Annotated in this window: 21 protein-coding genes and 1 tRNA gene; 20 read left to right on the top strand and 2 right to left on the bottom strand. The window is 50.2% G+C overall.

Features of this window, described 5'->3' with window-relative positions; all coding sequences use genetic code 11:
• Positions 1-27: 27 nt before the first annotated feature.
• From DW642_RS02280 to DW642_RS02260, 5 genes are all read left to right on the top strand, one after another.
• Positions 28-1554, top strand: a complete 1527-nt coding sequence (locus tag DW642_RS02280) for a Na+/H+ antiporter NhaC family protein (protein WP_117509125.1) — start codon at positions 28-30, stop codon at positions 1552-1554.
• Positions 1555-1884: 330 nt separating this feature from the next.
• Positions 1885-3657, top strand: coding sequence for an ABC transporter ATP-binding protein (locus tag DW642_RS02275; protein WP_158554957.1), 1773 nt, complete (start codon positions 1885-1887; stop codon positions 3655-3657).
• Between the two features lie 2 nt (positions 3658-3659).
• Entirely contained in the window at positions 3660-5558 is a 1899-nt protein-coding gene (locus DW642_RS02270; protein ID WP_117509123.1) for an ABC transporter ATP-binding protein, read from the top strand.
• 249 nt (positions 5559-5807) lie between these two features.
• Positions 5808-6500 carry a YoaK family protein gene (locus DW642_RS02265; protein WP_242991102.1) on the top strand — a complete coding sequence of 231 codons (693 nt, stop codon included), beginning with the start codon at positions 5808-5810 and terminating at the stop codon, positions 6498-6500.
• A 35-nt stretch (positions 6501-6535) separates the two neighbouring features.
• Positions 6536-6817, top strand: coding sequence for a hypothetical protein (locus DW642_RS02260; RefSeq protein WP_022462506.1), 282 nt, complete (start codon positions 6536-6538; stop codon positions 6815-6817).
• Between the two features lie 99 nt (positions 6818-6916).
• Here the strand turns inward: DW642_RS02260 and DW642_RS02255 are convergent, their stop codons facing one another.
• Complete coding sequence (locus DW642_RS02255; protein ID WP_117509122.1) at positions 6917-7804, bottom strand: LysR family transcriptional regulator; 888 nt, start codon at positions 7802-7804, stop codon at positions 6917-6919.
• A 253-nt stretch (positions 7805-8057) separates the two neighbouring features.
• Between DW642_RS02255 and DW642_RS02250 the strand changes: the two genes are divergently transcribed.
• The 3 genes from DW642_RS02250 (at position 8058) to DW642_RS02240 (ending at position 12291) form a co-directional block, all read left to right on the top strand.
• Positions 8058-10598, top strand: coding sequence for a heavy metal translocating P-type ATPase (locus DW642_RS02250; protein ID WP_117509121.1), 2541 nt, complete (start codon positions 8058-8060; stop codon positions 10596-10598).
• A 193-nt stretch (positions 10599-10791) separates the two neighbouring features.
• Positions 10792-11958, top strand: a complete 1167-nt coding sequence (locus DW642_RS02245) for a GNAT family N-acetyltransferase (RefSeq protein ID WP_117509120.1) — start codon at positions 10792-10794, stop codon at positions 11956-11958.
• A 27-nt stretch (positions 11959-11985) separates the two neighbouring features.
• The gene (locus DW642_RS02240) at positions 11986-12291 is read left to right on the top strand and encodes an acylphosphatase (RefSeq protein ID WP_022462510.1); all 306 of its coding nucleotides are present in this window, start codon (positions 11986-11988) and stop codon (positions 12289-12291) included.
• On the opposite strand, the gene DW642_RS02235 is transcribed toward DW642_RS02240, so the two are convergent.
• Complete coding sequence (locus DW642_RS02235) at positions 12292-12543, bottom strand: YlmC/YmxH family sporulation protein (protein WP_022462511.1); 252 nt, start codon at positions 12541-12543, stop codon at positions 12292-12294.
• Positions 12544-12685: 142 nt separating this feature from the next.
• On the opposite strand from DW642_RS02235, the gene nrdR reads away from it, so the two are divergent.
• The 12 genes from nrdR to metA all read left to right on the top strand — a co-directional run bounded on the left by nrdR (position 12686) and on the right by metA (position 23727).
• Positions 12686-13138 (top strand): transcriptional regulator NrdR, encoded by a 453-nt coding sequence (gene nrdR, locus DW642_RS02230; protein WP_022462512.1) that lies wholly within the window; start codon positions 12686-12688, stop codon positions 13136-13138.
• Between the two features lie 14 nt (positions 13139-13152).
• A complete protein-coding gene (locus tag DW642_RS02225) occupies positions 13153-13788 on the top strand; it encodes a DUF3786 domain-containing protein (protein WP_117509119.1) in 636 nt (211 codons plus the stop codon).
• Positions 13789-13918: 130 nt separating this feature from the next.
• Positions 13919-15277, top strand: a complete 1359-nt coding sequence (locus DW642_RS02220) for a citrate/2-methylcitrate synthase (RefSeq protein ID WP_117509174.1) — start codon at positions 13919-13921, stop codon at positions 15275-15277.
• Positions 15278-15381: 104 nt separating this feature from the next.
• The gene (locus DW642_RS02215) at positions 15382-16269 is read left to right on the top strand and encodes a patatin-like phospholipase family protein (protein WP_055218274.1); all 888 of its coding nucleotides are present in this window, start codon (positions 15382-15384) and stop codon (positions 16267-16269) included.
• A gap of 74 nt (positions 16270-16343) precedes the next feature.
• The gene (locus DW642_RS02210; RefSeq protein WP_117509173.1) at positions 16344-16868 is read left to right on the top strand and encodes a YqeG family HAD IIIA-type phosphatase; all 525 of its coding nucleotides are present in this window, start codon (positions 16344-16346) and stop codon (positions 16866-16868) included.
• Between the two features lie 84 nt (positions 16869-16952).
• Complete coding sequence (gene efp / locus DW642_RS02205) at positions 16953-17510, top strand: elongation factor P (RefSeq protein ID WP_022462517.1); 558 nt, start codon at positions 16953-16955, stop codon at positions 17508-17510.
• Positions 17511-17779: 269 nt separating this feature from the next.
• Complete coding sequence (locus DW642_RS02200; RefSeq protein WP_118666314.1) at positions 17780-18691, top strand: DUF5688 family protein; 912 nt, start codon at positions 17780-17782, stop codon at positions 18689-18691.
• A gap of 127 nt (positions 18692-18818) precedes the next feature.
• Positions 18819-18891: transfer RNA gene (locus DW642_RS02195), tRNA-Arg, on the top strand.
• A gap of 144 nt (positions 18892-19035) precedes the next feature.
• Complete coding sequence (locus tag DW642_RS02190) at positions 19036-19914, top strand: hypothetical protein (RefSeq protein ID WP_117509117.1); 879 nt, start codon at positions 19036-19038, stop codon at positions 19912-19914.
• Between the two features lie 75 nt (positions 19915-19989).
• Positions 19990-20691: a pseudouridine synthase gene (locus DW642_RS02185; RefSeq protein WP_117509172.1), complete on the top strand. Its 702-nt coding sequence runs from the start codon at positions 19990-19992 to the stop codon at positions 20689-20691.
• Positions 20688-22643 carry an NAD-dependent DNA ligase LigA gene (gene ligA, locus DW642_RS02180; protein ID WP_055228463.1) on the top strand — a complete coding sequence of 652 codons (1956 nt, stop codon included), beginning with the start codon at positions 20688-20690 and terminating at the stop codon, positions 22641-22643. The genes DW642_RS02185 and ligA overlap by 4 nt, the downstream gene beginning before the upstream one ends.
• Positions 22644-22794: 151 nt before the next feature.
• Entirely contained in the window at positions 22795-23727 is a 933-nt protein-coding gene (metA, locus tag DW642_RS02175) for a homoserine O-acetyltransferase MetA (RefSeq protein ID WP_055228462.1), read from the top strand.
• Positions 23728-23794 lie beyond the last annotated feature (67 nt).

The following is a 23794-nucleotide window of genomic DNA, read 5'->3' as shown; positions in this document are numbered from 1 at the left end:
TAACAGCAGAAAGGGAAAACAGACGACATGAATGGTTCAATGTTTATCGGAACCTGGTGGGCACTCGTCCCGCCGCTGCTTGCAATTCTGCTTGCATTTGTCACAAAAGAAGTTTACAGTTCCCTGTTCATCGGATCGGCAGTCGGTGTCCTTTTGTACACCGGCTTCCATCCGTGGGATGCGTTCACAAGCTTCTTTGAAATTTTACGGAACAGCATGAACATCAACATTCTGATCTTCGATATCCTGCTTGGCATGGTTGTCGTGCTGATGGCGAAATCCGGCGGCTCGGCGGCGTATGGAAAATGGGCGGGGACGAAGATCAAAACGAAGCGGAGTGCGCTTCTGGCAACGATGGGGCTTGGTGTTCTGATTTTTGTGGATGACTATTTCAACTGTCTGACAGTCGGCTCTGTCATGCGCCCGGTCACGGACAGCCACAAGGTTTCCCGCGCGAAACTCGCATACATCATCGACTCCACCGCAGCGCCGATCTGTATTATCGCGCCGATCTCAAGCTGGGCGGCAGCCGTCAACTCGTATGTGCCGGCGGATGCGGGAATCAGTGGATTCCAGCTGTTTCTGCGGACAATTCCGTATAACCTGTATGCGATCCTTACAATTGCGATGGTCTTTTACATCTGCTACACCGGCTTTGATTTTGGTCAGATGAAGCTCCACGAGGATAATGCCGCCAAAGGTGATCTTTTCACGACCGGAGGCGAGGAGTTTGAGCAGGTTTCCGAGCAGGAGGTCAATCCGAACGGAAAAGTCATCGACCTCGTGCTCCCAGTTGCCGTGCTGATTGTATCAGCGATTGGAGCGATGGTTTACACTGGCTTCCTCGGCGGCGCGGACAATGTGATTTCCGCGTTCGCAGGATGTGATGCAGAGACGAGTCTGATTTTTGCCTCCGTCGTGACGATCCTGTTTATGATGGCGCTGTATCTGCCGCGGAAGGTCATCACCTTCAAGAGCTTTATGGACAGCCTGTCCGAGGGCTTCAAGCTGATGGTTCCGGCGGTTACGATTCTCGTCTTTGCGTGGACCTTAAAAGGCGTCGGTGATGCGATGGGCCTGGCCCAGTTTGTCGGAAGCGTCGTGGGAGACCATGCATCCGCAAGTATTTTTATCCCGGTGGTGCTGTTCGCCGTGGCGGTGTTCCTTTCCTTTTCGACGGGAACCTCCTGGGGAACGTTCGCGATTCTTGTGCCGATTGCAACGGGCATGTTCGCCGCCGGAACAAATCTGGAGATGATGATTATCTCGGTATCCGCCGTCCTGGCAGGGGCGGTCTGCGGTGACCATATTTCGCCGATCTCGGATACGACGGTTATGTCAAGTGCGGGTGCGCAGAGCAACCATCTGAACCACGTATCGACGCAGATGCAGTATGCGGCCGTTACGGCGTGTGTCTGCCTGGTGGGATATCTGATTGCAGCCGTGACCAGAACGTGGTGGATCACACTTGGCGTCAGCCTTTTTCTTCTTTTGGCTGTTTTAACCGGAATGCGCAGATTTTGCGCAAAAAAAGCGGAAAACGGCAAAAAATAAAAAAGAAAACAGAAAAACGCGTGAAATGCTTGACGGGAGAGAAAAAGAACCGTATACTAAAAAATAGAACAAACATTCACAGGACAACGGTGTCCTGCAAAGAAGAAGCGGAACGCTTTTGGAGCAGGAATGTGAATTGGAACAGAAGGAATTGGATTTTTCAAAGTCCAGTTCCTTCTGTTTATCTCTGTTAAAATTGCATCGGAGCTGTGAAATGCAGGAGAAGAAAGGAGGCATTCCGGGGCGAAAACGCTTTGGAAAAGGGAAGGACTGTTATGGTCAGAAAGATCATAGCAGACAATGGCAAAAACAAAAAGAGGGAGAAAATATATGATATTTGGAAAGTACATTAACAAATACTACCTGAAGAATGCGCCCATTCTGATTCTCGGTCTTGCAGCGCTGATTCTCGTAGATTATTTCCAGCTTTTCATACCGGAGCTGTACCGCATGGTCATCAACGGCATGAACGGCGACCCTGTTCTGGTCAACGGCCAGGCGGCGGTGTTTGATATGGAATTTCTGCTGGATCAGGTCTGCCGGCCCATGATTATTACCATTATCGTCATGGTAGTCGGCCGTTTCCTGTGGCGAGTCTGCTTTTTCGGCTCCGCGATCCGCGTGGTGACCGATCTTCGTACCTGCATGTTCGCGCACAGCAAGGAGCTGTCCCAGGAGTATTATCAGGTCAACAAAGTCGGAAACCTGATGAGTCTTTACACGAACGATCTCGATACCGTGCAGGAGTGCTTCGGCGACGGTATTCTGATGTTCTGCGATGCGCTGTTTTTAGGCCTGCTTGCCGTGATCAAAATGTGGCGCATGAACCACTTCCTGACCGGCCTTTCCATGATCCCGATGGCATTTCTGATGGCCGCCGGCACAACGCTCGGCAAATACCTGATGAAAAAGTGGGAAGAGCGCCAGGCGGCCTTTTCCGAGCTGTCCGATTTCGCGCAGGAAAACTATTCCGGTCTTGCTGTCATCAAAGCATTCGTCAAAGAGACGAAAGAGCTGATGATGTTCCGCAGACTGAACCGCGAGAACGAGGACATCAACGTAGAATATACCAAAATTTCCACACTGCTGAACATTATGGTAACGCTGTTCGTCGAGTCCGTCATCTGCGTAATCTTAGGCTACGGCGGCTATCTCGTTTACTGCGGAAGCTTCGACGCCGGCCAGCTTGTCGAGTATATCGGCTATTTCTCGGCCGTTGTATGGCCGATCATGGCGGTCTCCATGCTGATTGAGAAGACATCCCGTGGAAAAGCGTCCTTAAATCGTATTACGGAACTGCTTGACGCAAAAGTCGATGTGAAGGACCGCGGCGGTGTGCAGGATCTGCCGTTCATCCATGGAAAAATCGAGTTCCGCAATCTGACCTTCCGCTATCCGGACGGGGAGTACGATGTGCTGAAAAACGTATCGTTTACCATTGAGCCGGGCGAGAGTGTCGGCATCGTCGGAAAGACCGGTTCCGGAAAAACGACCATCGTCGATCTGCTGCTCCGCACCTACAACGTGCCGGACGGAATGCTGTTTATTGATGACCACGATGTCAACACCGTTTCCATTCACTCCGTGCGTGAGGGCTGTGCCTACGTGCCGCAGGACAACTTCCTGTTCTCCGACACGATTTCCGGCAATATTTCCTTCGCCTTTGATGACGAAAACCAGGAGGCCATTGAGGATGCGGCGATGATGTCCGATGTCCATGACAATATCGCAGAGTTCAAAGAGGGCTACCGCACCGTTCTTGGCGAGCGCGGTGTGACGGTTTCCGGCGGACAGAAGCAGCGAATCTCGATTGCGCGTGCGCTGATGAAACACGCACCGATTCTGATTCTCGACGATTCCGTCTCTGCGGTCGATACCAAAACAGAGCGCACGATTCTCGACAATCTCAAAAAACGTGAGGGACTGACGACAATTCTGATCGCACACCGGATTTCAACGGTGGAGCAGATGGACAAGATCGTGTTCGTCGAGGACGGAGAAGTCCATGCAGTCGGAAAACACGAGGATCTGTACCGGACCTGCACGGCGTACCGCAAGATGGTCGATCTGCAGAAACTTGAAGAGGAAGCGGGGGAGGAGTAGAAATGCACAATTATTATCCGATTCTCTGGGTCGGCGCGATCATCGGCGTGATTTCCACCCTGCTGATTGTGGCCGCGTTTGTAGTGAAAGATGGAGAAAAAGAAACCGGCTTTGAGCGGAACATGAAAGACAGTGAAATCATGCAGCGTCTGATGGATTACGCAAAGCCGTTTTACCGCCAGTTTATCGTTGTTGGTTTTCTGATGCTGTTTTCGATCGCGTACGATATCATTTCGCCGCTGATCGTCGGCAAAATTGAGGAGCTCGTCGTTGGAAAATTCGCGCTGAATGCCCTGTTTCTGTGGGTAGCGGGCTATGCGGCAATCCTTCTTGTCTCGATGGCGTGCACGTATTTCCAGGCCGTGATTCTGCAGAAGACGGGTCAGAAAATTATTTCCAATATGAGGGAGGATCTGTTCGTCCACATCGAGCGCCTTTCCCACGAGCAGTTAAATGAGATTCCGGTCGGAAAGCTTGTCACGAGAACGACAAACGATACGAACGCGATTTCGCTGATGTTCACCAACCTTCTGGTCAATCTTCTGAAGAACTTCTTCGTGATCATCGGTATTCTGATTGCGATGCTGTTTCTGAACTATGAGCTGACGCTGATGGTGCTCTGCTTCGTGCCGTTTATCATGCTGTTCTCGATTATTTTCCGCAAATTCTCGCGAAGAGCACACCGGAAAGTAAAAGACTGTACTACGGACATCAACACGTATCTGTCGGAGAACCTTTCCGGTATGAAAATCACACAGATCTTCAATCGCGAGGATGCCAAGATGCGCGAGTTTACCGACAAGAGCAACGCACTCGGCCGCGCACAGCAGGAGCAGATTTTCGTGTTTGGTATTTTCCGTCCGCTCGTCTACATGCTGTATATCAGCTCCGTGCTCTGCCTTTTGTATTTAGGCGGCAAGGGCTATCTGGAGGGAACGTCGTTCCTCGGCCAGACGCTTACCAGCGGTATGATCGTCAGCTTTTACATGTATATTTCAAAATTCTTCAACCCGATCCAGAACCTGGCGGAGCAGTTCAACTGGCTGCAGTCCGCATTTGCATCCGCCGAGAAAGTATTCTCGATTCTGGATCTCGAGCCAAAAATGCAGGATGCGCCGGATGCGATCGAGCTTACCGACATCAGGGGCGAAATTGAGTTCCGCGACGTATGGTTTTCCTATATCCCGGGCGAGTGGGTGTTAAAAGGCGTTTCATTCCACGTCAACCCGAAAGAGACAATCGCATTTGTGGGTTCCACCGGTTCCGGAAAATCGACGATTCTTTCCCTGATCTGCCGGAACTACGAGTTCCAGAAGGGTGAGATTCTGATCGACGGCATCGACATCCGAAAGATCAAGATCGATTCCCTGCGGAAAAAATTCGGCCAGATGCTGCAGGATGTCTTCCTGTTCTCGGGAACGATCCGTAGCAACATTATTCTCCGCGAGGAGGGGATTTCCGATGAAGAGATCATGGACGTCTGCCATTACGTGAATGCTGACCAGTTTATCAACAAGCTGGATTACGGCCTCGACGAGCCGGTGCGGGAGAGAGGAAACAACTTCTCCGCCGGACAGCGCCAGCTTCTCTCGTTTGCGCGTACCATCATCCATAAGCCTTCGGTCATGATCCTTGACGAGGCGACGGCGAACATCGACACCGAAACCGAGCTTCTGATCCAGGATTCCATGGAAAAGATGAAGAACATCGGAACGATGCTGATCGTAGCGCACCGTCTTTCGACGATCCAGCATGCGGATGAGATTATCGTACTGTCCCACGGAAAAATCGTGGAGCATGGAACGCATCAGGAGCTTTTAACAGCGCAGGGAAGATATTACCAGCTCTACACGCTGCAGTACCACCGCGAGCAGAGTGAGAAACAGAGAGGAAGAAAGTAAGAAAATTTTAGAACAATAAAGACAATTTACAAAAAGGGAGAAATTTTGTTTGTGCAAAGTGACAAAATTTCTCCTTTTTTTACGGTGTATCATATTAAAATGATTTTAAATCAATATAGTCATATGAAAAATATATGAGCATAATACGATATCCGTTTTTCCATCTCAAAAAGCGGGCGGTTATAATAAGGGAAGCAAAACGGCAGGCACCAAAAAGCCGGGCCGTCTGTTGAAAGAAAGGGAAAATTTATGGAAAAGAAAGCAAGCCTTGTAGGACGCCTGCTCTCGGAAAATCAGATGTCGGAAGCATTTATCAACAGTATGTTTCTGGCGCTGTCCGGCGGTTTTCAGGATGCCTACACGTACAATTGCAGAGATGAAGTATTCTCAAATGCCCAGACGGGAAACGTTGTGCTGATGAGCCAGAACTTTCTGGAAGGAAACTTTACGGCAGGTCTTCGGTATCTCTTCCCGATCCTCTTTTTTGCGATGGGTGTATTTCTGGCAGAAAATTTCCAGGAGCATTACCGGTATGCAAAGAGGCTGCACTGGCGGCAGGTACTTCTCGCGGCGGAAATTGTGATCCTTGCGATCGTCGGATTTATTCCGTCTTCTTATAATATGCTCGCGGCGATGCTTGTATCGTTTGCGTGCGCGATTCAGGTACAGACCTTCCGCAAGGTCGGCGGTTATTCGTATGCAAGCACCATGTGCATCGGAAACCTGCGAAGCGGAACCGCAGCGCTGTCTATGTATATGCGGGATAAGAAAAAAGAACAGCTCCGTCAGGCCGGATACTATTTCGGCGTGATTCTGGCTTTCGCCATCGGCGCCGGAATCGGAGGCGTGTTCTCCATGCTGTATGGAATCCATGTAATCTGGATTTCCTGCGGACTTCTTCTGGTGAGCTTCCTTCTGATGTCACTGGAAAAGTACCGCTGAGAAATAAGAGAGAGTGAAGAAAGAAGGCTGAAAAAATGGAAGTATTTCTGGAGTGCTGTATGACACTATTCTTTTCAGCGGCCATGCTGCTGCTGATCGTCCGCCTGGCAAAGGGTGAGGAGAAAAACATGATGTTTGCGCGTGTGTTCTCCCTGGCGTCCAACGTCGGTTTCTGGATTGGAATTGTCCGCATCGCTGTGCTGAACCGGAGCGGATTTCTGATGTTCTTCTACATCACAGGCGCAATGCTTTCCTACACGGCGATGGTATTTGCCATGCCGCATAAAAAAGAGCAGATTGCCGGACAGCAGGCATAAATAAAAAAGAGACCCTGTATACGGGAAGGATGGAGCAGCGATGTTCCGTCCGCCGGTAGACAGGGTCTTTTTCTGTTTCAAACAAAAGTTCATAAAATCTTATACGCGTTCCAGAAGCTCCTCGATCAGCTCTTTTGCCGCCGCGTTCTGGTGCTGCCGCGGGTTGATGATAAGACAGATTTCACGTTTGGGGGCCTCCTCGATGAGCGGAATCCGACAGACGGTACGGCTCTTTAAGGCATCGCGTGCCAGCTCCTCCGGATAAAATCCGATGCCGAGGTTATACTCGACCATAGGAAGAATCTGATCCGTTGTCGCCGCCTCCATATCGGGGTGGAAGGCGAGGTTGTGATTCAGAAAGTACTCGGCGTACAGCTCCCGCGTGCCGGTGTCTTTGGCAAGCGAGATAAAAGGATATTCTGACAATTCGCCGAGATGATGCGGCTCTGCGGAAAGGGATGCATATTTCGATCCGCCGATCAGAATTTCCTGGAATGGGAAAATCGGGATCTTGTGCAGCGGTTTGCGGATTTCCACCGGGCTTGTGACGACTGCGAAGTCGACCAGACCGTTTTCGAGCGCCTGGATGGCCTGCGGCGTCGAGTGGTTGGAGATGCGCAGGCGGACGTGCGGATAGCGGGTGTGGAAGTGCTCCAGGCGGGAGAGCAGCATCAGACGAAGTGCCGTCTCGCTCGCACCGATTGTGATAAGGCCGCTCTCAAGAGACCGCTCAAGAGCCAGCTCCTCCTCAACCGTGCGGAGCTGTTCGTAGGCAACGGCCACACGCTCATACACCTTTTCGCCCTCCGCTGTCAGTGTGACACCCTGGTGGGAACGGATAAAAAGTTTGCAGCCAAGCTCACTTTCCAGATTGTTCATGCACCGTGTGATGTTGGGCTGGTTGTTTTTCAGAATTTCCGCGGCTTTTGTAAAGCTGTGATATTGTGCTACGAAGTAAAAAATGCGATAATAATCATATGTAATCATAAAAACCTCCGAAGGATGAAGAAGAAAAAATCATCCATGATTGCTTCAATATAAAATACATGCGCCGGGTTGTCAAGGGATTTCTGAGGATGGTCCGGCCGGATTGTGCGGGGGATGGCAGAAGAGAAGTGGAAATTTTTTGAAAAAACACTTGCAAAATACCCGGACAGGGTATATAGTGTAGAAGAAAACAAGATACCCCATTAGGGTATATGAAATAGAAAATCCAGAACTACAGAAAGGAAGACATACGATGGAACAGTACAATGTAACCGGCATGAGCTGCGCCGCCTGCCAGACCCGTGTCGAAAAAGCCGTGTCAAAGGTACCCGGTGTCACATCCTGCGCAGTCAGCCTTCTGACAAATTCCATGGGCGTGGAGGGAACGGCCTCCCCGGCAGAGATTATTGCCGCCGTGGAAAATGCAGGCTACGGTGCGTCGAAAAAAGGCGAGAAGGGAAGCACATCACAGTCGGCTTCCACAGCAGAATACGAAGAGATGCTGAAAGACAAGGAAACACCGGTCATGAAACGCCGTCTGTTGAGCTCCGTTCTTCTTTTGATTCCGCTCATGTATTTCTCCATGGGCCATATGATGTGGGGATGGCCGCTGCCGAAATTCTTTGAAGGAAATCACATCGCAATGGGACTGGTACAGCTCCTGCTTACCATTGCGGTCATGGTCATCAACCAGAAATTCTTTATCAGCGGTTTCAAGAGTCTCTGGCATAAAGCACCGAACATGGACACGCTGGTAGCGCTTGGTTCTACCGCATCGTTTGTATACAGCGTCTACGCCCTGTTTGCCATGACGGGAGCGCAGGTACAGGGGGACATGGATGCAGTCATGAGCTATATGCATGAATTTTACTTCGAGTCCGCAGCCATGATTCTGACCCTGATTACCGTCGGAAAAATGCTGGAGTCGATTTCCAAAGGAAAAACGACCGATGCGTTAAAGAGTCTGATGAAGCTGGCTCCGAAGACCGCCGTTCTCTTAAGAGACGGAAAAGAAGTGGAAGTCGGCATTGATCAGGTGAAAAAGGGCGATCATTTCATCGTCCGCCCGGGCGAAAATATTCCGGTGGACGGCGTTGTCCTGGAGGGAACGAGTGCCGTCAACGAATCCGCGCTGACTGGCGAGAGTATTCCGGTGGATAAAGAGGCCGGCGACCGCGTATCGGCGGCGACCTTAAACCAGTCCGGTTTCCTGACCTGTGAGGCGACGAGAGTCGGAGAAGACACAACACTCTCCCAGATCATTCAGATGGTCAGCGATGCGGCAGCGACAAAAGCGCCGATCGCCAAAGTGGCCGATAAAGTTTCCGGTATTTTTGTGCCGGCCGTTATCTGCATTGCACTTGCTACGATTGTGATCTGGCTGTTTGCAGGAGAGAGCGTCAGCTTTGCTCTTGCAAGAGGTATTTCCGTTCTCGTTATCAGCTGCCCGTGTGCGCTCGGCCTTGCAACACCGGTTGCGATCATGGTCGGAAACGGAATGGGAGCAAAACACGGAACGATGTTCAAAACCGCAGTTTCTCTCGAGGAGACAGGAAAAACACAGATCGTTGCACTCGATAAGACTGGAACCATCACAAGCGGAGAGCCGCAGGTAACCGATCTTGTCCCGGCGGACGGTGTAAGTGAGGAGGAGCTTTTAAAAGGTGCCTTTGCACTGGAGCAGAAAAGTGAGCATCCGCTGGCCCGTGCGATTCTTGCACTTGCAGAGGAAAAAGGCCTGGCCCGCGAAGAAGTCAGTGATTTCTCTGCGCTTCCTGGAAACGGCCTTGTGGCAAAACGGAACGGAAAAGAGCTCTGCGGAGGCAACCGCGCACTGATTACGAAAAAAGCGGTTCTCTCGAAACAGATGGAAGAGCAGGCAGCAAAACTTTCCGAAGAAGGAAAGACACCGCTGTTCTTCAGTGAAGACGGAAAGATGCTCGGTATGATCGCGGTTGCGGATGTCATCAAAGAGGACAGCCCGCGTGCGGTGAAAGAGCTGCAGAATATGGGAATCCGTGTCGTGATGCTGACCGGAGACAATGAGCGCACCGCGCGTGCCATCGGCGCTGAGGCAGGTGTGGACGAAGTCATCGCAGGCGTTCTGCCGGATGGAAAAGAAGCGGTCATCAGCCGCCTGAAAGAAAAAGGAAAAGTAGCGATGGTAGGAGACGGCATCAACGATGCACCGGCTCTGACCAGTGCGGATATCGGTATTGCCATCGGAGCAGGAACCGATATCGCGATCGATGCGGCAGACGTTGTCCTGATGAAGAGCCGCCTCTCCGATGTACCGGCAGCGATCCGCTTAAGCCGTGCGACCCTCAGGAACATTCACGAGAATTTGTTCTGGGCCTTCATTTACAATATCATCGGTATTCCGCTGGCTGCGGGCGTATGGATCCCGCTGTTCGGCTGGAAGCTGAACCCGATGTTCGGTGCGGCGGCGATGAGCCTTTCGAGCTTCTGCGTTGTGACAAACGCCCTGCGTCTGAATCTGTTTCGGATGCACGACGCGTCAAAAGATAAAAGAATCAAAAACGAAATTCTAAAGGAGGATCTGAACATGACAACAGAACAGGGAATGGTAAAAACCATGACAATCGAGGGCATGATGTGCGGCCACTGCGAGGCAAGAGTGAAGAAAACACTTGAGGCAATCGAGGGTGTTGCATCCGCAGAAGTAAGCCATGAAAAAGGAACAGCCGTTGTAACACTGACAGCTCCTGTATCAGACGATGTGCTGAAAACAGCCGTAGAGGCACAGGATTACACCGTAAAAGGAATCCAGTAAAACAGGAAACGTTGAGAAAAGGGAAACGCGCCTGGAATGAAAATTTCCGGGCGCGTTTCTTTTTTTTACCAGATATAGCAAAAATATTGCAATTTGTTCGGAATTTTCGTGACAAAAGGACAAAAATCCGTTAGGATAGAGAAAAAGAAGAGCAAAAACAAAAGGGTTTTTAGGATCAGGAGGTTTTTACATTATGACAGAGTACAGACTTGCAAAGCCGGAAGAGTGGGAGGACTGCATCGAACTTGCAAACTACGTGTTCAGCACGGCACACCGTCCGCACGACTTTGAGCAGTTAATTCCAAGGGTTTATCAGGCAGGACCGGAAATGGCACGGATCCACCGCGTCGCTGTTGCGGAAAACGGCAGACTCCGGGCCGAGATTGCGGTGCTTCCGCAGCAAATGGCAGCAGGGGGTAAGCTGCTCCGCGCAGGATATGTGGGAAGCGTTTCCGTGCATCCAAAGGCAAGGGGCGAAGGCCACATGAAGCGTCTTCTTGGCGACTGGATTACGGATCTGGAAGGAACGTGTGATCTTCTGGCACTGGACGGCCAGAGACAGCGGTATGCCTACTTTGGCTTTACGCCGGGAAGTGAAAAATACACGTTTTACCTGGATGTGGCAAATGTGCGCCATACCTGGAAAAACGGGGAACTCTCCGCTTACACCTTTGCGCCGCTGTTTCCGGAAAACGGCGAAGCGGACGAAGAGGCGGCAGCCTTTGCAAAGAAGCTGAATGAGGAAAAACCGCTTTACGTGGTAAGAGAGGATGTGAAAGCCTGCCTGAAAACGTTCGGCGAGCAGGCAATTGCAATCTGGAAAAACGGTGAGCGGATCGGATATCTGGCACTTTGCGGCGGAAACCAGGTTGTGGAAGCAGAAGTGTTGGAGGAACAGGATTTCGTTCCTGCACTTGCCGCTTATTTAAAAGAAAATGCGCTTGACTCTCTTTTCATTTCCATTCCGGTGTATGAGACCGGAAAAGCAGCAGCGTTATCGGAAGTCTGCGAAAGCTTCACAAAAGAGCGCTGCGGTTCCGCGATGTACCGTATTTTCCAATTTGCAGACGTCATCGAGGCAATGCTGACCATGAAAGCAGAGACGATGGGCATCAGCGATGGAACGTGGTCTGCCGTACTGGAGGGACAGCCGCTGACCGTGACGGTAAAAGATGGAACTGTGACCGTGACACGGGAAGCCCATCCGGGGGCAGATGTACTCAACCGGGAGCAGGCGCAGGAACTGCTTCTTTCACCGCTGGCAAGTAAGGGAAGCAAGGTTCCATCTGAAATCTGGAAGAACATTCCATCCGACTGGTTCCCGCTTCCGCTGTACTGTGCGACGGCAGACGAATTTTAGGCAATGACTGTTGGGAGGCAGAGAAATATGAACGAGACAGCGAAACGAGACAGAAGAGACGAAAAAGAAGAAATCCGGTACCATGTGATTTTCTACGGCCAGGTGCAGGGCGTGGGGTTCCGTTACCGGGCGTATTATGCTGCCTACCAGCTCGGGCTGACAGGCTGGGTGAGAAACTGCTGGGATGAGACGGTGGAGATGGAGGTGCAGGGTGATGAGGAGACGATCACGGAGATGATCAAAAGGATCCGCACCTCCAGCTACATCGAAATCACGGATGCAAAATGGACGAAGATTCCGCTGGAATCGGAATTCGGTTTTCATATCCGTTGATCAGGGCTGTTTTTTCTCTTTTTCCGGAATTTCGACGAGAATGATATCGTTGCCGATCTGGCAGATGCGGTCCCATGGGATCACAAAATCCTCGCCGTGGCAGAAAAAGCCGCAGAATTTCACAGGACCCGGAAGAACGAGTCCGGTAAGATGTCCCGTTTTTGGATTGAATTCCACATCAATCGGACAGCCGAGCGTTTTGCAGGTGCAGATATTGATAACTTCTTTCTGGCGGAGATCTACAACGCGCATGCGGTGCTCCTTTTTACTGATTCCTATGGAAAAACATATGCGAAAATGTTGCTGCAGTTGACTTGAATTTCACGGAAAAATGCGTATACTGTAAAAGTAGAAAACTTTCCGAAATACTTATTTAGAAACGAGGACGAAAGATATGAGATGTCCATTTTGTAATCAGGATAATACCCGGGTTGTGGATTCACGCCCGATTGAAGACAGCAATGCGATCCGCCGCCGCCGGATGTGCGATGTCTGCGGCAGACGCTTTACGACATACGAAAAAGTGGAGACGATCCCTTTGATCGTCATCAAAAAAGATATGAACCGCGAGCAGTATGACCGCTCGAAAATCGAGACCGGTATCCTGCGCGCCTGCCACAAACGGCCGGTGTCCGCCGAGAAGATCAACGAGATGGTCAACAAGGTGGAGACGGAGCTTTTCAACGGCGAGGAACGCGAGATTCCAAGCTCTGTGATCGGAGAGAAGGTCATGCATTACTTAAAAGACCTGGATCAGGTGGCGTACGTCCGCTTTGCGTCGATTTACCGTGAGTTCAAGGACGTCAACACGTTCATGGACGAGCTGAAAAAGATGCTCGACAAATAGCGGGAGGCAAAAAAATGGAAGTGTCGAACTATATTAAAATGCGTGATCAGATGCAGGAACGTTTTCTGACATACGATCAGAAGGAGATCGAAGGAAAGTATGGCTTTGCGTTTGATGGCGATTATTTCTATGTGCCGTATCTTTTTGAAGAATGGAGAGTGAACCGCCATACCGGCGTTGTAGAGGGATCAAAAGACCATTTTCTTCATGTACATCAGGGCAGTTTCAATGAGACGCTGACGATTTTCGACCTGCTCTGCTGCGGAAAGAAGGAGATTGTGCTCGCCGGCACGTATGCGCGTACCAATTCCTTAAAGGGAACGATCAAAGGCCGCACGATTGCGTCCGGCGTTCACGACAGCCGCGCCGCACGGTATGACGGGCATGTGGAACAGCTGAAAAAAGCATGCGTTTCCCTTGGCGGAAAACCATATTTCCCGGGAGACGCTGCTTTTGTTTTTCATGTCTTTCCGTTTCTGCCGCTCGTCTTCCAGTTCTGGGAGTCCGATGAGGAATTCCCGCCGGTGCTGAAGTTTATGTGGGATGAAAACGTCCTCGATTATCTGCGGTTTGAGACGCTGTATTACGTGATGGGAGATTTCCTGGACGCACTGGATCAAGCCTTCGATGCATGTAAAACAGAAGCCTGATACCTTTTGTGAGACAAAATCTTACGAAAATTTTTCGAATGTTTATAAAAATTTCAGTATACGAATCCCTTGGTTTAATGCTATAATGAGCGAAAGTGAGTAAAAAAAGAGAAGAGAAAGGGGAATGCATATGGCTTTTAGCATGAAAGTAACACCGGAAATAGAGGAACTGACAAACATCTGTCTGGATAACTCCAAAATGGATGTTTCGCTGTATGGGCAATACGATGTAAAACGCGGACTGCGCGATGTCAACGGCGTTGGCGTCCTTGCGGGACTGACACAGATTTCAAACGTTGTGTCTTCGGATATCATTGACGGCGTCAAAACACCGTGTGACGGACGTCTGTACTACCGCGGCATCAACGTGGAAAAACTGACCCAGGGATTTTTGAGTGAAAACCGTATGGGATTTGAAGAAGTCGCTTATCTGCTCCTGTTTGGAAATCTGCCGAATGAAGAGCAGCTTAAGCATTTTAAGACGATTTTAAAACAGCAGCAGTCCCTGCCGAAGAACTTTGTGCGTGACGTTGTTATGAAAGCGCCGACCAAGGACATGATGAACACTCTGTCCCGAAGCGTTCTGACCCTGTACGCGTACGACAACCACGCAGATGATACCTCCCTTCCGAATGTGCTTCGCCAGTGCATTAACCTGATTTCTGTTTTCCCGATGCTGTCCGTCTATGGCTATCAGGCGTACAACCATTATATCAAGGGAAAAAGTTTATATATCCACAATCCGTCGAAGAAGCTTTCCACCGCAGAAAACATTCTGCTGATGCTCCGCCCGGATCAGAAATACACCCCGCTGGAGGCGAAGATCCTCGATCTTGCCCTCGTCCTCCACATGGAGCACGGCGGCGGTAACAACTCAACCTTTACAACACATGTTGTTTCTTCTTCCGGAACCGATACGTACTCCGCAATTGCAGCGGCGCTCGGCTCCTTAAAGGGACCGAAGCACGGCGGTGCAAACATCAAGGTTGTGCGGATGTTCGACGATATGAAGTCACACGTCAAAGACTGGACGGATGAGGAAGAAGTATCGAATTACTTAAGAAAGCTGCTGCACAAAGAGGCGTTCGACCAGAAAGGTCTGATTTACGGTATGGGCCATGCGGTTTACTCCATTTCCGACCCGCGTGCGCGCATCTTCAAGACCTTCGTTGAGCAGCTGGCAAAAGAAAAACACAGAGAGAAAGATTACCGGCTGTACGCTATGGTCGAGGAACTGGCTCCGAAGATCATCGGCGAGGAGCGCCATATTTACAAAGGTGTATCCGCAAACGTCGACTTCTACAGCGGCTTCGTTTACAGCATGCTGGATCTTCCGCTGGAGCTCTACACCCCGATGTTCGCCTGCGCGCGTATCGTCGGCTGGAGTGCACACCGGATGGAGGAACTGATCAACACCGACAAGATCATCCGCCCGGCGTACAAGAGTGTCAAAGATGAAGTGGACTATGTTCCGCTGGAAAACAGATAAAACAGGCAGAAGGGCCGGAGCGTGTCGGGATTTTCCGATCTGCTCCGGCATTGCTCTGTGCAGGAAGTAATGTGTCATTGTGAAAAATAGGAGAGTGCAGGAGAATGAATGAGACAAAAAATTACAGCATAACAAAATCCGGAGCAGTCATATTGGAAGGAGGGGCCAATCGCGGCGTCTTTACAGCAGGAGCGCTGGACTTTCTGATGGAGCAGGAGTATTATATCCCTCATGTGATCGGCGTTTCCGCCGGAGCCTGCAATGCGCTGGACTATGTATCGCGCCAGATTGGCAGAACGAGGGACTGTATGATTGTCACGGATGAGAAAAACCGCTACGTCAATAAGAATATCAAGACAATCGTTGAGAAAAAAGCACTGCTCGACATGGATATGGTGTTCGAACGGTATCCGTATGAGATTTTTCCATTTGATTTTGATACGTATTTTGCATCGCCGCAGACGTGTGAGCTGGTTGTGACAAACTGTGAGACGGGACGCGCGGAATATCTGGATGACCGCGAAAATAAAGAACGTCTGCTTGCAATTGGCCGTGCATCATCGAGCATGCCGATCGCCTGCCCGATGGTGGAGATCGACGGAAACGAGTACGTCGACGGCGGTGTTGCCGATTCGATCCCGATTATCCGTTCCTTAAAGACGGGACACCGAAAAAATGTCATTATTCTGACACGGAATTTCGGTTACCGCAAAAAAGAGGGAACGAGAGGCTGGGAGCTGTATGTGGCGGCATTCCGCAAATACCCGAATCTCGTGCGTGCGCTTGTAAACCGCGCGAAACATTATAACCAGGTACTCGAATGCATCGAAAAATGGGAAGAAGAAGGCTCCGTCTTTGTGATCCGCCCGGAGATACCGGCGGTATCGCGTCTCGAAAAGGACGAGGAGAAGCTGCGGGAATTTTACCAGCACGGCTATGACCAGATGAAAGCAAATTTTGAGGCTCTGCAGGAGTTTCTGAAAGAAGAATAAAGTTACTGTATAAACGAAAAGAGGATTGGAGAAAGAAGATGAGTGGAAAAAACCAGAAGAACCGGGGAACTATACTGATGCGGATGTTTTACCCGGACCGGAGAGAAAAAAGTGCCTATACGATCGATTACGCGGATCTGTACCGGAAAGGATACCGGGGCGTGATTTTTGATATCGATAATACGCTTGTTCCGCACGGTGCGCCGGCAACGAAGGAGGCGGCTGCGTTCTTTGCGTCTCTTCGGGAGACTGGTTTTTCCACCTGTCTGCTTTCCAACAATCAGAAACCGCGTGTGGCTCCGTTTGCCGATGCGGTCGGTTCTATCTATATCGAAAATGCGCACAAGCCTTCGGTGAAAAACTACCAGGAGGCATGCCGGAGAATGGGGATCAAAGAGGAGCAGGCGGTCTTTGTCGGGGATCAGCTTTTCACCGATGTGTACGGTGCAAAACGGACCGGACTTTACAATATTCTGACCGAGCCGATCAATCCGAAAGAGGAAATTCAGATCGTTCTGAAACGGTATCTGGAGCACATTGTACTGTTCTTTTATGAGCGTGATCTGGCCCGCGGCAGGATTACGAAAAAAAACAGTTGAAAAATCGGGAAAAATATTATATTATAAGATAAGCCTATGGTGCGCATTTGGCGCATCGTACTATGTTAAGGAGGAAAAATCAGAATGATTTCAGCAGGAGATTTTAGAAACGGCGTTACCCTCGAGATCGATGGTCAGGTCGTTCAGATTCTTGAATTTCAGCATGTAAAACCTGGTAAAGGAGCTGCATTCGTAAGAACAAAATTAAAAAATGTCATCAACGGTGGTGTGGTAGAGCGTACCTTCCGTCCGACTGAGAAATTCCCGCAGGCTCGTATCGAGCGTGTAGACATGCAGTATCTGTACAGCGATGGTGATTTATTCTACTTCATGAACGTAGAAAACTATGAGCAGATCGCTCTGAACGAAGAGACCATCGGAGATGCTCTGAAATTTGTAAAAGAAAACGAAATGGTTAAAGTATGTTCCTACAACGGAAATGTATTCGCAATCGAACCGCCTCTGTTTGTAGAGCTTGAGATCACCGAGACTGAGCCAGGCTTCAAGGGAGATACCGCACAGGGTGCTTCCAAACCGGCTACCGTTGAGACTGGTGCTACCGTAAGCGTTCCGCTGTTCGTAAACCAGGGAGACAAAATCAAAATTGATACCAGAACAGGTGAATATCTGTCCCGTGTATAAGTAAGACTGTTCCCGCCGTTGTCCGTCACAACTTTCTTTGTGGCGGACACGGTTTTCTAAATAAATAGAATATTCGTCTGAAAAATGGCTGATAAAGGCTGTCGGAAGCAGTCCGGGCCCGTTTTTCTCATCGTTCGAAGTTCCGCGAACCAACGAATCTCTGGCATATACAGATCTGTACAGAGGTTTTTAAGTTGTGTTTTTCGGAGCTTTTTTTGTTCCGTAAAGCAAAAATACAAAAGGCAATCAAACAGGAAAGGTGGGAAAAAATGGACTATCAGATGTTCAAAGAGCAGCTTGCCGCGCTGCTGAAAAGAAAAGCCGGCGATGATTTTGAGGTGAAGATAGAATCGGTGCAGAAGCTGAACGGTATCGAAAAAGAGGCGTTTGTCATCAGCAGAAAGAAGGACTGGATTGCACCGACGATCTACGTGGAGCTTCTGTATGAATGCTGTCTGCAGGGCGTGCCGCTTTCTCAGATTGCAGAAAAGGTACTGGAGCAGTACCGGAAAGTGGAAGCGGAGGCGAGAAGACCGGAGAAAGCTGCCTTTTTTACCAACTGGAAAAATGCTGCGCCGCAGATCTACTGCGAGCTCATTCATGCGGAGAAAAACCGTACGCTGCTCTCCGAAGTTCCGCACAGAAAATTTCTCGATCTCGCGGTCGTGTACTATTACCAGATGCGGGGAAACCGCGTGCCGGATGCGACAATTCTGATCCACGAGACGCACCGGGAGCTGTGGGGAATTTCGGCGGAGGAGCTGGATGCCCGTGCCTGGGAGAACACCCTGCGGGATCTGCCGGTGCGCACAGACAGCCTTATGGTGTATTTGAAAGAGGAGTACGGAGTAACATTTCCCCTGTTCGAGCTTGGTCCGCTGGCGGAACAGTTTTACCTGGTCAGCAACCGCAGAGGAAAGCTGGGTGCAATCTGCATGTGCTATCCCGGCGTGCTGGAGAGTCTTTCGCAGCGCTTTGAGGCAAGTCTTTATGTGATTCCGAGCAGTATCCATGAGTGCATGGTGATTCCAGATTATGATGTGTTCCCAGAGGAGTGTCTTTCCGACATGGTACGGGACGTGAATGAAAAGACGGTCAAGCCGCAGGAGATTCTGTCGGATCACGTTTATTATTACCACCGGGAAAGCGGGGAACTGACGCTGTGTGAGGAAGAAACGTAAGCTGTGTGGCAGAATAGTCTGCGAATAATTTAAGAAAAAAATGGGCGGCTGGGTGGGAAAAATACTTTACAATTGCAGGAGTCTGTGGTAAACTATCATAGTGTGGTTGAGAAAACAGATCACATCAGCGTCTGTAGCTCAGGGGATAGAGCAACGGTTTCCGGTACCGTGTGTCGGGGGTTCGAATCCCTCCAGACGCGTTTTTGCTACATGGCATGCTGCGGCGGGCAGGACCGGCGCAGGATAAGGAAAGCCCCTGCTTCGGTGTGAAGTAGAGGTTTTTTTGCTTGCTGAGCATATCAATAACTGATCCGGCGGATCAGTTTTGATGAAGGAGGAAAAATATGGCAAAACCAATGACAACAAAAGATAAAATCCGGGAATGGATTTCCGATAATCTGCGCTACATGCTTCTGATCGGAGCAATTCTCCTGATTGTGGCAGCGGTTCTTCTCATCGTTCATCTGGTGTCACCAAAAAACGATGGAAAATCGAGCGGCGGAACCGTAACAAGCAGCAGCACCGGAAACAATGTGCCGGATAAAAAGACACAGGTAAAAGCAGACAGCAAAGCAGATTCTGAGGACAGCACAGGCATTTCATCGGACGTTTCGGATTCCGCGAATGATTCCAGTGCAGATGCTTCCAGTACCGATACTGCCAGCGCGCCGGATGCAGAGGCTGAGCCGACAAGTGAGCCGGAAGCGGCAGACGATACCAGTAATACAGAGAATACCGATAATACGGCTGTCTCCTTTGCCACGGACAATGTCCCGGAAGTAAGCACCGTGCTGGAGCAGTATTACACCGCGCTCGGTGCAAGGGATATCAACGGTCTTTTTGCAGTAACAGATAATCTGACCGCGGAGGAGCAGGCGCAGATTGAGGCAGAAAGCGATGTGGAGTCATACGGAGATGTAAAGGTCTACACGATCAGCGGTCCAAGCGACGGAACGTACATCGCGTTTGTCAGCAGCAGATGCAAATATCTGGGAATCAACCAGACCCTGCCGATGCTTTCGGAGTATTATCTCTACACGACAGAAGACGGCGGCCTGAAAATCATGGATGATACTGACAGCGATGCGGCCGTAACCGAGGCTATGAAAGCGGCGCTCGAAAACGAAGAAGTCAAAAATCTGATCGAACAGGTTCAGAACGATTATCGGAATGCACTCGATGCAGATGCTTCCCTGAGAGTATATGTAGAGAGCATTCAGTAGGAACAATAGAATAATACAAAACAAAAAAAGCAGTTTCTGGTTTTTATGAAACTGCTTTTTTGGAAGGATAAAACCATGCGCTTAAACAAATACTTAAGTGATGCGGGCGTCTGCTCGCGGCGGGAGGCGGACCGTCTGACAGAAGCGGGCGAGATTACGGTAAACGGAAAACGCGCGGAAACCGGCATGCAGGTGGAGTCTGGCGACGTTGTTGTCGTGAAAGGCAAAACCGTTGTCCCGGAGGAGAAAAAAGTCTATCTCGCCTTCAACAAACCGCGCGGCATCGTCTGTACTGCGGAAAAACGGGAGAAAAACAACGTCATCGATTATCTGTCCTACCCGGTGCGGATTTACCCGGTGGGAAGACTCGATAAAGATTCCGAAGGCCTCCTTCTGATGACGAACGACGGTGCGATCGTAAACGGTATCATGCGTGCCAGAAACCGCCACGAAAAAGAATACCAGGTCGAGGTAAACAAAGAGATTACACCGGAATTTCTGAAAGAAATGGCATCCGGCGTGCCGATTCTCGATACCGTGACGCGCTCGTGCCGGATCCAGAAAACGGGAGAGCGCAGCTTTACGATTATTCTGACGCAAGGGCTGAACCGTCAGATCCGGCGGATGTGCGAAGCATTAGGATATCGTGTCACAAAGCTGAAACGTGTGCGGATCATGAATATTCACTTGAAAGACCTGAAAACAGGGGAGTACCGCCCTTTAACGGAAAAAGAATTAGCAGAACTGAAAAAGCAGATCGGGGAGGAAAAGCGATGAACGAGACAGAACGGATGAAAGAACTGGTCAAAAAGCTGAACGAAGCGGCAAAAGCCTATTACCAGGAAGACCGGGAGATCATGAGCAACCTGGAGTACGACACGCTGTATGACGAACTGCAGGTATTAGAGGAAAAAACAGGCGTAACACTCGCCGGAAGCCCGACCACAAAAGTCGGCTACGAGGCGATGGACGAACTGCCGAAAGAAGCGCACGAGTCGCCGATGCTTTCCCTTGATAAAACGAAAGATGTGGAAGTGCTCCGCAGCTTCATCGGGGATCACAAAACGCTGCTATCCTGGAAGATGGACGGTCTGACCGTCGTTCTGACGTACCGCGGCGGTACCCTCGCAAAGGCCGTCACCCGTGGAAACGGCGTGATCGGAGAGGTTGTCACGAACAATGCAAAAGTGTTTGAAAATATTCCCTTAAAAATCCCGTACCAGGGAGAGCTGGTTCTGCGCGGCGAGGCGATCATCCGCTATTCCGATTTTGAGAAGATCAACGAGGAGATTGAGGATGTCGATGCGAAATACAAGAATCCGAGGAACCTCTGCAGCGGTTCTGTGCGCCAGCTGAACAATGAGATTACGGCAAAACGCCACGTTCATTTTATGGCATTTGCGCTTGTGAGCGCTCCGGAACAGGATTTCGAAAATTCCAGAATCCGTCAGATGGAGTGGCTGAAAGAGCAGGGCTTCGAGGTGGTGGAATACAAGGTTGTCACCAAAGATAACCTCGACGAGGCGATGCAATATTTCTCCACGAAAATCGAGACAAACGATTTCCCGTCCGATGGCCTTGTCGCGTTGTATGACGATATCGCCTACGGAGAATCACTCGGCACAACCGCGAAATTCCCGCGGAACGCTTTCGCCTTCAAATGGGCGGATGAACAGAAGGAGACCACTCTGCTTGAAATTGAGTGGAGCCCGTCGAGAACCGGTCTCATCAATCCGGTTGCGGTTTTTGAGCCGGTCGAGCTGGAAGGAACTTCGGTTTCCCGCGCAAGCGTCCACAACATCAGTATCATGCGTTCGCTGGATCTCGGTGTGGGTGATAAAATCCTTGTCTACAAAGCAAACATGATCATTCCACAGATCTCAGAGAATCTGACGAGAAGCGGTGTGCGCGATATTCCGGAAACGTGTCCTGCCTGCGGCGGTGCCACCCGGATTCAGATGATGAACAATGTCGAGACCCTCTACTGTACGAATCCGGAGTGCCCGGCAAAATTCATGAAGGCATTCACCCTGTTTGTAAGCCGCGACGCGATGAACATCGACGGCATGTCGGAGGCAACGCTCGAAAAATTCGTGGGCCACGGCTTCATCCGTGAGTTTGCCGATATTTTCCGTCTCGACCGCTACCGCGACGAGATTGTGGAGATGGACGGTTTCGGTGAAAAATCATACCAGAATCTGATCGACAGCATCGAGCGCGCGAAAAACACAACGCTGCCCCGTCTGATTTTCGGACTTGGCATCTTAAATATCGGTCTTGCAAACGCGAGAATGATCTGCAAAGCCTTCGATTTCGATCTCGACCGGATCCGGAATGCATCGGCGGAGGATTTCGCGCAGATCGACGGTGTCGGAGAAGTGATTGCAAAAAGCATCGTGGATTACTTTGCGGATGAGGAAAATAAAGAACGCCTTGAGCGCCTTCTGTCGTATCTGACGATTGAGAAGCCGCAGGCAAGCCAGGAAGAACAGAAATTAGCCGGTCTTACCTTCGTCATCACCGGAAGTGTGGAACATTTCCCGAACCGGAATGCATTAAAGGCAAGAATCGAGGAGCTCGGCGGAAAAGCCACCGGAAGTGTAACGGGAAAGACGAGCTATCTGATCAACAACGACACGACATCCAGTTCCTCCAAAAACCGGAAAGCGCGCGAACTCGGCGTGCCGGTGATCTCAGAAGAGGAATTTCTGAAGATGACAGAAGAATAACGAAATATCTGCAAAGGCGGTTTGCATCCCGCGCGGGAATCTGCTATAATCGGAAGCAGACGGCAGAAATTCCTGCCGGAAAAAGCAAACCGCCTGTCTGCGCAGAGAAAAGCGCGGCAGATCAAGAAGAATAGAAACGAGGAAAAAGAATATGCCGGTTAAAGTTCAGGCAGATTTACCTGTAAAAGAAATACTCGAAAGCGAAAATATATTCGTCATGGACGAGACAAGAGCGGTTCATCAGGACATCCGTCCGCTGAAGATTATGATCCTGAATCTGATGCCGCTCAAAGAAGATACCGAGCTGCAGCTTCTGCGCTCCCTTTCCAACACCTCCCTGCAGGTTGATGTCACCTTTCTGATGGTGGCAAGCCACGAGGCGAAAAATACATCGACCAGCCATCTGAACACGTTCTATGTGAAATTTGAGGATGTGCGGAAAAATTATTACGACGGTATGATCATCACCGGTGCACCGGTCGAGCAGATGGAATTTGAAGAAGTTGACTACTGGGATGAACTGACAAAGATCATGGACTGGACGAACACACATGTTACCTCCACGATGTTCCTCTGCTGGGGAGCCCAGGCGAGTCTGTATCATTTCTACGGACTGAAGAAACGGATGCTTCCGGAGAAGAAATTCGGGCTGTTCTGGCACAAAGTCAACAACCGCAAGATCCCGCTTGTGCGAGGCTTCGATGACGAATTTCTGGCACCGCATTCCCGCCACACAGAAGTACCGATCGACGATATCCGTGCCTGCAAAGATGTCACGATTCTCGCAGAGTCCGACGAAGCCGGATTCTATCTTGGCATGGCGGAAGAGGGAAGAAAGATTTTTGTGATGGGTCATCCGGAGTACGACCGTATGACGCTCGACGGCGAGTACCACCGCGATAAAGACAAAGGACTCCCGATTGAGATTCCGAAGAACTATTATAAAAACGACGATCCAAATACAAAACCAGTGCTTTTATGGCGGTCACATGCGAACAATCTGTACACGAACTGGCTGAACTACTATGTATACCAGGTGACCCCGTATAATCTTGACGGAACTCCGGATTTTTCGGGAAAATAAGAGAGAAAAAGCCCCCCGCACCGGGCGCACACCGGCTGCGGGGGGTTGCTGTAAAAATCTGCTATAA

This window comes from Blautia sp. AM23-13AC, assembly GCF_003435675.1.
GTDB classification, from domain to species: domain Bacteria; phylum Bacillota; class Clostridia; order Lachnospirales; family Lachnospiraceae; genus Fusicatenibacter; species Fusicatenibacter saccharivorans.
The sequence above is the reverse complement of the archived record's forward strand: the minus strand, read 5'-3'. Positions and strand labels throughout refer to the sequence as shown.

Coding starts and splice junctions, on each gene's coding strand:
- DW642_RS02280 (WP_117509125.1), top strand. CDS start 28: ATGAATGGTTCAATGTTTATCGGAACCTGGTGGGCACTCGTCCCGCCG.
- DW642_RS02275 (WP_158554957.1), top strand. CDS start 1,885: ATGATATTTGGAAAGTACATTAACAAATACTACCTGAAGAATGCGCCC.
- DW642_RS02270 (WP_117509123.1), top strand. CDS start 3,660: ATGCACAATTATTATCCGATTCTCTGGGTCGGCGCGATCATCGGCGTG.
- DW642_RS02265 (WP_242991102.1), top strand. CDS start 5,808: ATGGAAAAGAAAGCAAGCCTTGTAGGACGCCTGCTCTCGGAAAATCAG.
- DW642_RS02260 (WP_022462506.1), top strand. CDS start 6,536: ATGGAAGTATTTCTGGAGTGCTGTATGACACTATTCTTTTCAGCGGCC.
- DW642_RS02255 (WP_117509122.1), bottom strand. CDS start 7,804: ATGATTACATATGATTATTATCGCATTTTTTACTTCGTAGCACAATAT.
- DW642_RS02250 (WP_117509121.1), top strand. CDS start 8,058: ATGGAACAGTACAATGTAACCGGCATGAGCTGCGCCGCCTGCCAGACC.
- DW642_RS02245 (WP_117509120.1), top strand. CDS start 10,792: ATGACAGAGTACAGACTTGCAAAGCCGGAAGAGTGGGAGGACTGCATC.
- DW642_RS02240 (WP_022462510.1), top strand. CDS start 11,986: ATGAACGAGACAGCGAAACGAGACAGAAGAGACGAAAAAGAAGAAATC.
- DW642_RS02235 (WP_022462511.1), bottom strand. CDS start 12,543: ATGCGCGTTGTAGATCTCCGCCAGAAAGAAGTTATCAATATCTGCACC.
- nrdR (WP_022462512.1), top strand. CDS start 12,686: ATGAGATGTCCATTTTGTAATCAGGATAATACCCGGGTTGTGGATTCA.
- DW642_RS02225 (WP_117509119.1), top strand. CDS start 13,153: ATGGAAGTGTCGAACTATATTAAAATGCGTGATCAGATGCAGGAACGT.
- DW642_RS02220 (WP_117509174.1), top strand. CDS start 13,919: ATGGCTTTTAGCATGAAAGTAACACCGGAAATAGAGGAACTGACAAAC.
- DW642_RS02215 (WP_055218274.1), top strand. CDS start 15,382: ATGAATGAGACAAAAAATTACAGCATAACAAAATCCGGAGCAGTCATA.
- efp (WP_022462517.1), top strand. CDS start 16,953: ATGATTTCAGCAGGAGATTTTAGAAACGGCGTTACCCTCGAGATCGAT.
- DW642_RS02200 (WP_118666314.1), top strand. CDS start 17,780: ATGGACTATCAGATGTTCAAAGAGCAGCTTGCCGCGCTGCTGAAAAGA.
- DW642_RS02190 (WP_117509117.1), top strand. CDS start 19,036: ATGGCAAAACCAATGACAACAAAAGATAAAATCCGGGAATGGATTTCC.
- DW642_RS02185 (WP_117509172.1), top strand. CDS start 19,990: ATGCGCTTAAACAAATACTTAAGTGATGCGGGCGTCTGCTCGCGGCGG.
- ligA (WP_055228463.1), top strand. CDS start 20,688: ATGAACGAGACAGAACGGATGAAAGAACTGGTCAAAAAGCTGAACGAA.
- metA (WP_055228462.1), top strand. CDS start 22,795: ATGCCGGTTAAAGTTCAGGCAGATTTACCTGTAAAAGAAATACTCGAA.